Raw genomic sequence first — 7,634 nt, forward strand, 5'->3', positions numbered from 1 at the left:
CCCCGCACCCCCTCGACAACCCCGCCTACGCCTCCCTGTCCGGCCCGCACGCGCACCTCGCCGAGTGGCACGGGCGCGTGGTGCGCTACCCCACCGACGTGTCGCCGTGGCTCGCGCTGCCCGACGACCTGACGGCCACGGACTGGGCGGACCTCGCCGAGCTCGCCGGGGCCGGGGCGGAGGTGCCGCTGCCCGGGGTGACGGCGGACCCGCCCGACGGATGGGAGCTGACCTTCGAGATGCCCGGCGTGCAGCTCGTGGACGACGCGGTCGCCGCCGCGCCGGACCCCGAGGCCGTGCGGCTCGGCCCCGCCGACGTACCCGAGATGCTGGACCTGGTCGAGCGCACCCGGCCGGGCCCCTTCCTGCCGCGCACCGTCGAGCTCGGCACCTATCTGGGCCTGCGCCGCGACGGCGCCCTCGTCGCGATGGCCGGGGAGCGGCTGCACCCGCCGGGCTGGACGGAGATCAGCGCGGTCTGCACCGACCCGGCGTATCGCGGCCAGGGCCTCGCGACCCGGCTCGTGCTCGCCGTGGCCCACGGGATCCGGGCCCGCGGCGAGACCCCGTTCCTGCACACCTCGGCACGGAACACCGGCGCCATCCGGCTCTACGAGTCGCTCGGCTTCCGGCTGCGGCGCACCACCGAGTTCCGCGCCGCGCGGGTGCCGGCCGGGGCGGTCGCCGGGGAAAAATGACACGACGGTCCCGCGGGCCCGTTGATACCTTCCGGATCATGCAGCCCGTCAGTGAGAACGAGATCCGCGCGTCCTTTGTGAACTGTTCGAAGGGCGAGGCCCGTCGGCTCACGCTCCCTGCCGGTTTCGCCGACACCCCCTGGTCCGACCTGGACTTCCTCGGCTGGCGCGACCCGAAGGCGCCCGAGCGGGGCTATGTGGTGACGTGGCGCGACGGCGAGCCGGTCGGCATCGCGCTGCGCGCCTCGACGGGCGCCCGCAAGAGCCTGCTCAAGTCGAGCATCTGCTCGGTCTGCGTGACGCCGCAGTCCGGCTCGGGCATCACGCTGCTCGTGGCCCCGAAGGCGGGCGCGGCGGGCCGTCAGGGCAACTCGGTCGGCCTGTACATCTGCGCGGACCTGGCCTGTTCCCTCTACGTACGAGGGAAGAAGACCACGGCGCTCGCCCGCCGCTTCGAGGAGAGCCTGACCCTGGAGGAGCAGAACGCGCGCACCGTGCAGAACCTGAACGGCTTCCTGGACCAGGTGCTCGCCGACTGAGTGCCGCGCCCCGGGGCGTTCAGAGCGCCCGGGGGTCGACCATCTGCAGGGTGAGCGTGGCCGACGGCTCGGCCACGCCGGGGCCGCCCGCCTCGGCCCAGGCGAGTATCTCCTCCAGCGCCGCGTCGTCCGTGACGAAGCCGATCCACGACGCCCGGCCGCCGCGCCTGCGTCCCTCGGGCGAGGGCTGGACGACCACGATGTTCGCCTGGCCGCACGGCCCGAGGCAGTCGCTCGTGCGCACCGCGAACCGGCCGCGCGAGGCCGCCGCCGCGGCCCGCATCCGCTCCAGCTGCCACGCGTGGTCGATGCCGGGGTTCTTGCGTGCGTCGCCGCAGCAGCAGCCCCGGCACACGACGAGCGTGCAGGGGCGGCGGGCGGCGGCACCGATGGAGACGACGGGACTCATCCCGTGATCATGTCAGGCCGCCCGGCTCAGCCCCGCCCCAGGTAGGAGAGCTCGGGGTGCGCCTGCCGGTAGCCGTCCACCAGGCGCCGTGCCACGGCCACCGAGTCGACCAGCGGATGCAGGGCGAACGCCTTGACGGCGGTGGCGAGCGAACCGCTGTCCGCCGCGGCGAGCACCTCGCGTTCGACGGCCTTGACCGCGCACACCAGACCGGTGGCGTGGCCGGGCAGCGGGGCGACCGCCATCGGGTGGGCGCCGTTGGCGTCGACCGAGCACGGCACCTCGATGACGGCGTCCGCGTCCAGGGCGGCCAGGGTCGTGCCGTTGCGGACGTTGAGGATCAGCGTCGTGCGCTCGTCGCGCGCGACGGCCCGCATCAGGGCGAGCGCGACCTGTTCGTACCCGCCGGACTCCAGGTCCTCCTCGGCCCGCTCCCCCACGCCCGCCGCTTCCCGGTTCTCCGCCATGTACGTGGCCTCGCGCTCGGCGCGCGTGGCGTCCCAGGTCTTCAGGGCGGGGGCGTCGGCGCGCACCATCTCCTCGTAGAAGCGGGCCTGTTGGTCGCGGAGGAAGGCGCCGCGGGTCTGCTCGGCCTCCTGGTAGGCGCGCACCGCCTCGCGGTTGAAGTAGTAGTAGTGCAGGTATTCGTTGGGGATCGCGCCGAGGGACTGGAGCCAGTCGGCGCCGAACAGCCGGCCCTCCTCGAAGGAGCCGAGGAGCTCGCGGTCGGCGAGCAGCCGCGGCAGTTCGTCGCGGCCCGCGATGCGCAGCCCGCGCAGCCAGCCGAGGTGGTTGAGGCCGACGTAGTCGATGAACGCCTCGTCCGGGTTGCCGCCGAGGATCCGCGCGACCCGGCGGCCGAGGCCCACGGGCGAGTCGCAGATGCCGATGACGCGGTCGCCGATGTGCCGGGACATCGCCTCGGTGACCAGGCCCGCGGGGTTGGTGAAGTTGATGACCCAGGCGTCGGGGGCGAGCCGGGCGACGCGGCGCGCGATGTCCACGGCGACGGGCACCGTGCGCAGGCCGTACGCGATGCCGCCCGCGCCGACCGTCTCCTGGCCGAGGACGTTCTCGGCGAGGGCGACGCGCTCGTCGGCGGCGCGCCCCTCCAGGCCCCCGACGCGGATCGCGGAGAACACGAAGTCGGCGCCGCGCAGCGCCTCGTCGAGGTCGGTGGTGACGGTGACGGCGGGCGCGTCCGGGACGCCGGCCGCCTGCTCGGCGAGGACGCGGGCGATGGCGCCGAGGCGTGCCGCGTCCAGGTCGTGCAGGACGACGTCGGTGACGCGGCCCTCGGCGCGGTCGCGCAGGAGGGCCCCGTACACGAGCGGCACACGGAATCCGCCTCCGCCGAGAATTGCCAGCTTCACGTCTCAACCGCCTTCTGTCGGACTTCCGTCGGACCGGTGCCGCCGGGGTTCACGTTACGTACATCCCTGGGGTTCACGTTACGTACGATGGCGCCGCAGCGTTCCGCCCCCCCACGGAGGTAGCGCCCCGATGACCCTTTGGAAGGCATCGACCAAGGCATCCGCCGCTCTGTTCGGCGCCGTGACGATGGCGGTGATGGCGGGTGGTCCCGCCGCGGCCGCGCCCGCGTCGCCCGGCGGCTGGCAGGAGTCCGGCAGTTCGCTCGTCAACTCGCTCACCGGCAGCCAGGGACTGGCGAGCCGCGCCGACGGCAGCCTCCTGTACCGCGGCCTCGGCTCCATACCGCTGGATCTGCGGGCCAAGGGCTGGGGCCACATAGGCGACCCCGACATCGCGAACGGCCACACCTTCGACGCCTATCAGGGCGGCGACGACGCGACGTCGAAGATGTACGCGGTCACCACGCCCGACGGCAAGCGGTACGTGTACGAGCACCGGCTCGACGCCGGCGAGAAGCTCAACAACTCCTTCGCGGCCGTGTCGCCCGACGCGCAGTGGCTGGTCTCCGGCGAGTGGGGCGACCAGAACCGCCTCCAGGTCTTCCCCGCCCCGCTGCTCAACCCCTCCACCCCGCCCACCGGAGGCGACCTCCCGCAGGCCGGGCAGATCTCCCTCGACAAGCCCGTGCGGGACATCCAGGGCTGCGACTTCGCCTCGGACACGCGTCTGGTGTGCGCCTCGAACGACGCGTCGAAGGAGCTCTTCCCCGAGGACCGCCCGGTCCTCCAGGTCGACCTGGAGCGAAAGCTCGACGGCAAGCCGGTGACGGGCCACGTCTCCAGCCTCTTCGCCGCGCCGCAGCGCAGCATCTGCTCGGGGGCCTTCGAGACCGAGGGCGTCGACTACGACGCGGCGCGCCGCACGCTGCGCGTCGAGGTGGTGCCGCCCGCGCCGTGTCTGGTGACGACCACCGTGTACGCGTACAAGCCGACCACGGGGTGACGGGGCGGCCGGTGTCCGGCTGACGGACGGTACGTGTGGGGCGCCGCCCGGTGGGGGAAAGTCGTGATCATGACACAGCACGACCCGCAGGTGACCGACACCGCCCCCGCCCACGAGCGGCGCCCGATACGGCAGTTGCTCGCCGCCTCGGTCGGCAACGCCGTGGAGTGGTACGACTGGTACGCGTACACCTTCCTCGCGACGTACATCGCCGACCAGGTCTTCCCCAAGGGGTCGGGCAACTCCCTGGTGCCGCTGCTCTCCACCTTCGCCGTCTTCGCGGTCGGCTTCTTCATGCGGCCCGTCGGCGGCCTGCTCATGGGCGCGGTCGCCGACCGGCGCGGCCGGCGGGCCGCGCTGACCGTCACGATCCTGCTCATGGGCGGCAGCAGCCTGCTGGTCGGCCTGACGCCGACGTACGCGTCCGTGGGCGTACTGGCGCCGGTCGTGCTGGTCGGTGCCCGGCTGCTCCAAGGCCTGTCCGTGGGCGGGGAGTTCGCCGCCTCGACGACGTTCCTCGTGGAGTCGGCGGGCCCGGGGCGGCGCGGGCTCTTCTCCAGCTTCCAGTACGTGTCCACCAGCGCGGGCCAGCTCGCCGCGTCCGGCGTCGCCGCCCTCCTGGTCGCCACGCTCTCGGAGGGGCAGATGGACGGCTGGGGCTGGCGGCTGCCGTTCCTGCTCGGGGCGGTGCTCAGCCTGGTCGGCTTCTGGATCAGGCAGGGCGCGTACGAGACGCACCGGGCGCCCGACGAACAGGCCGAGCGGCCGCGGCTGTTCGACGCGCTGCGCCACCACCCGCGCCAGTCGCTGCTGATCTGCGGCATCACGGCGGGCGGCACCATCGCCTACTACACGTGGACGTCGTACCTGCCGACGTACGCCGAGCTGAACACCGACATCGGCAAGAGCCAGGCGCTGCTCGCGGGCACGCTCTCGCTCGCCTTCTTCGCGCTGCTGCAGCCGGTCGGCGGGCTGCTCTCGGACCGGTTCGGCCGCAGGCCGCTGCTCCTCTTCTTCGGCATCGGCTTCGCCGCCCTGAGCGTGCCGCTGCTCAAGTCCCTGACGGGATCGTTCCTTTCACTGCTGCTCGTGCAGTGCGCGGGCATGGTGCTGCTCACCGGCTTCACGTCGATCTCGGCGGCCGTGAACGCGGAGGTGTTCCCGGCGCGGGTGCGGGCGGCCGGGATCGGCTTCCCCTACTCGCTGACCGTCGCGCTGTTCGGCGGCACGGCCCCGTACATGGGCACCCTGTTCAAGGAGATCGGCTCTCCCGGGCTGTTCCCCGTGTACGTGGCCGTGCTCTGCCTCGCCTCCTCCGCGGTGTACCTCCGGCTGCCGGAGACCGCGCACAAGGAGCTGGACTAGCCGCCCACCACGGCGATCGAACGGCCCGCCCACTCCGGGGCGTCCTCCACGAGGCCCGTCAGACGTGCGCGGATCTCGTCCGGGAAGGGCGCCGAGCGGCCCGCGTTCTGGTCGACGTGGAGGGCGAGCAGCTCCGTGGTCGCCACCGGGGCGGCGTCCGGCGCCGGTTCGCTCTCCGCGTCCTCGACGACGTACATCTCGTGCGTGAAGCGCGCCTTCTTGGCGTCGGCGCCCAGCAGACGGGTGCGGACGGCCAGGTGCGCGCCCTCCGGGACGTCGTTCAGATAGCGGATGTGCGCCTCGACCGTGTAGAGCGAGCACCCGGTGGACTCGCGGTAGCCCGCGTGCAGACCGGTCTCGATCATCATGGCGTCGGTGGCGTAGCCGAAGACGAGGACGTAGAAGGCCTCGCTCATGTGGCCGTTGTAGTCGATCCACTCGGGGCGGACCTGCCGGCGGAGCAGGGGCAGGGGCTCGGTCACTTCGTGCCTCCGTGGAGTCGGCCGGTGGCGCGCAGGACGTCGATGACGCCCTGGTCGCGCTCGGCGACGAGGTCCGCGATGGTGCGGCCGTTCGCCTCCTCGTCGCAGCCCGCGACCACGGCGTCGTACAGCTTCTTGTCGAGCTCGGGCGCCTCCAGGCGCGTCCAGGGCGACTTCAGGGACGGGCCGAAGTGGTCGAGCATGTGCGCCATGCCGCCCTCGCCGCCCGCGAGCGCGAAGGTGAGCATGGGGCCCATGAACGCCCAGCGCAGGCCGGGGCCCTCGGTGATGGAGTCGTCGATCTCCTGGACGGTGGCCTCGCCGTTGGCGACCATGTGCAGGGCCTCGCGCCACAGGGCTTCCTGGAGGCGGTTGGCGATGAAGCCGGGCACCTCGCTCTTCATCGTGATCACGGACTTGCCCGCGACCTCGTAGAACCGCGACGCCCAGGCGACCGCGTCGGCGTCGGTGCGCTCGCCGCCGACGACCTCGACGAGGGGGATGAGGTAGGGCGGGTTGAAGGGGTGCCCGACGACGAGCCGGCCGGGGGTGGCCGCGTCCGTCTGCATGTCGGTCATCGGGTAGCCCGAGGTGGAGGAGGCGATGACGACTCCGGCGGGCGCGGCGGCGTCGAGCCGGGCCAGGAGGTCCCGCTTGAGCTCCAGCTTCTCCGGGGCGCTCTCCTGTACGAACTGGGCGTCGGCGACGGCCTCTTCGAGCGTGGCGGCGACGGTGAGGCGGTCCTGCGAGGCGCCGTCGGCGAGGCCGAGCTGGGTGAGGGCGGGCCAGGCGGCCTCGACGAGCCGCCGCAGCTTCCGCTCGGCGTCGGGTGCCGGGTCCCAGGCGGTGACGTCGTAGCCGCGGGCCAGGAAGTGGGCGACCCAGCCGCCGCCGATGACTCCGGCGCCTATGCAGGAGACGCGGCGGACTTCTTCGGGGGTGGTGATGGTCATGAGGGGGGAATTCCTTTCGTCCGGCACAGTGCTAGGAACGCGGTCGCAGGCCGAGCTTCTGACGGGCCTCGTCCGGGGTGGCGACCCGCGACCCGAGGTTCTCCGTGATCTGCACCGCACGCTCGACGAGCTGTGCGTTCGTGACCTTGTTGCCCTTGCCGAGGTAGAGGTTGTCCTCCAGGCCGACACGCACCTGGCCGCCGAGCAGGATCGACTGCGCGACCCACGGCATCTGCATGCGGCCGAGCGCGAAGCTCGCCCACTGGGCGCCCTCGGGAAGCATGTTGACCATGGACTGCAGGACGCCCGGGTCGGCGGGCGCGCCCCACGGGATGCCCATGCAGAGCTGGAAGACGGTGGGGTTGTCGAGCAGTCCCTCGGCGAGCAGCTGCTTGGCGAACCACAGCTGGCCGGTGTCGAAGATCTCCAGCTCGGGCCGTACGCCCAGCTCCTGGATGCGCTGGGCGCCCTGGCGGAGCATGTCGGGCGTGGAGATGTAGAGGTTGTCGCCGAAGTTGAGCGAGCCGCAGTCCAGGGTGCAGATGTCGGGGAGCAGGTCCTCGACGTGCGGGAGGCGGTCGAGGCCGCCGACGAGGTCGGTGCCGGGCAGCTCGCCGAGCTCCTTCAGCGGCTGGACGGGGTCGATGACGAGGTCGCCGCCCATGCCCGCCGTGAGGTTGATGACGACGTCGGTGCCGGTCTCCTTGATGCGCTCGACGACCTCGCGGTACAGGCGCGGGTCGCGGGAGGGGTCGCCGGTCCCGGGGTCGCGGACGTGGATGTGCACGACGGCGGCGCCCGCCTCGGCGGCC

Annotated in this window: 9 protein-coding genes; 4 read left to right on the forward strand and 5 right to left on the reverse strand. The window is 72.7% G+C overall.

Going from position 1 to position 7,634, the window contains the following annotated elements; all coding sequences use genetic code 11:
* Both AOK22_RS33525 and AOK22_RS33530 read left to right on the forward strand, forming a co-directional pair.
* Positions 1–698, forward strand: a 698-nt coding sequence (locus AOK22_RS33525; protein WP_055702486.1) for a GNAT family N-acetyltransferase, incomplete at its 5' end; no start/stop codon positions are given.
* Positions 699–736: 38 nt separating this feature from the next.
* A complete protein-coding gene (locus AOK22_RS33530) occupies positions 737–1,237 on the forward strand; it encodes an FBP domain-containing protein (protein ID WP_055702487.1) in 501 nt (166 codons plus the stop codon).
* A 19-nt stretch (positions 1,238–1,256) separates the two neighbouring features.
* On the opposite strand, the gene AOK22_RS33535 is transcribed toward AOK22_RS33530, so the two are convergent.
* Together AOK22_RS33535 and AOK22_RS33540 are read right to left on the reverse strand one after the other, a co-directional pair.
* Positions 1,257–1,646 (reverse strand): hypothetical protein, encoded by a 390-nt coding sequence (locus AOK22_RS33535; protein WP_055702488.1) that lies wholly within the window; start codon positions 1,644–1,646, stop codon positions 1,257–1,259.
* A gap of 26 nt (positions 1,647–1,672) precedes the next feature.
* A complete protein-coding gene (locus AOK22_RS33540) occupies positions 1,673–3,019 on the reverse strand; it encodes a 6-phospho-beta-glucosidase (RefSeq protein ID WP_055702489.1) in 1,347 nt (448 codons plus the stop codon).
* A 130-nt stretch (positions 3,020–3,149) separates the two neighbouring features.
* Here AOK22_RS33540 and AOK22_RS33545 point away from each other — a divergent pair, with 130 nt between their 5' ends.
* Positions 3,150–4,022: a hypothetical protein gene (locus AOK22_RS33545; RefSeq protein WP_055702490.1), complete on the forward strand. Its 873-nt coding sequence runs from the start codon at positions 3,150–3,152 to the stop codon at positions 4,020–4,022.
* 69 nt (positions 4,023–4,091) lie between these two features.
* Positions 4,092–5,387: an MFS transporter gene (locus AOK22_RS33550; protein WP_107102093.1), complete on the forward strand. Its 1,296-nt coding sequence runs from the start codon at positions 4,092–4,094 to the stop codon at positions 5,385–5,387.
* On the opposite strand, the gene AOK22_RS33555 is transcribed toward AOK22_RS33550, so the two are convergent.
* The 3 genes from AOK22_RS33555 to AOK22_RS33565 form a co-directional block, all read right to left on the reverse strand.
* Positions 5,384–5,869, reverse strand: coding sequence for a thioesterase family protein (locus tag AOK22_RS33555; RefSeq protein WP_055702491.1), 486 nt, complete (start codon positions 5,867–5,869; stop codon positions 5,384–5,386). The two genes, AOK22_RS33550 and AOK22_RS33555, sit on opposite strands and share 4 nt — an antisense overlap.
* The gene (locus tag AOK22_RS33560; RefSeq protein ID WP_055702492.1) at positions 5,866–6,822 is read right to left on the reverse strand and encodes a 3-hydroxyacyl-CoA dehydrogenase NAD-binding domain-containing protein; all 957 of its coding nucleotides are present in this window, start codon (positions 6,820–6,822) and stop codon (positions 5,866–5,868) included. The genes AOK22_RS33555 and AOK22_RS33560 overlap by 4 nt, the downstream gene beginning before the upstream one ends.
* Before the next feature lie 31 nt (positions 6,823–6,853).
* The coding region (locus AOK22_RS33565; RefSeq protein WP_055702493.1) for a beta-keto acid cleavage family enzyme at positions 6,854–7,634 on the reverse strand (781 nt) is incomplete at its 5' end.

This window comes from Streptomyces silaceus, assembly GCF_001419745.1.
Classification (GTDB): Bacteria; Actinomycetota; Actinomycetes; order Streptomycetales; family Streptomycetaceae; genus Streptomyces; species Streptomyces silaceus.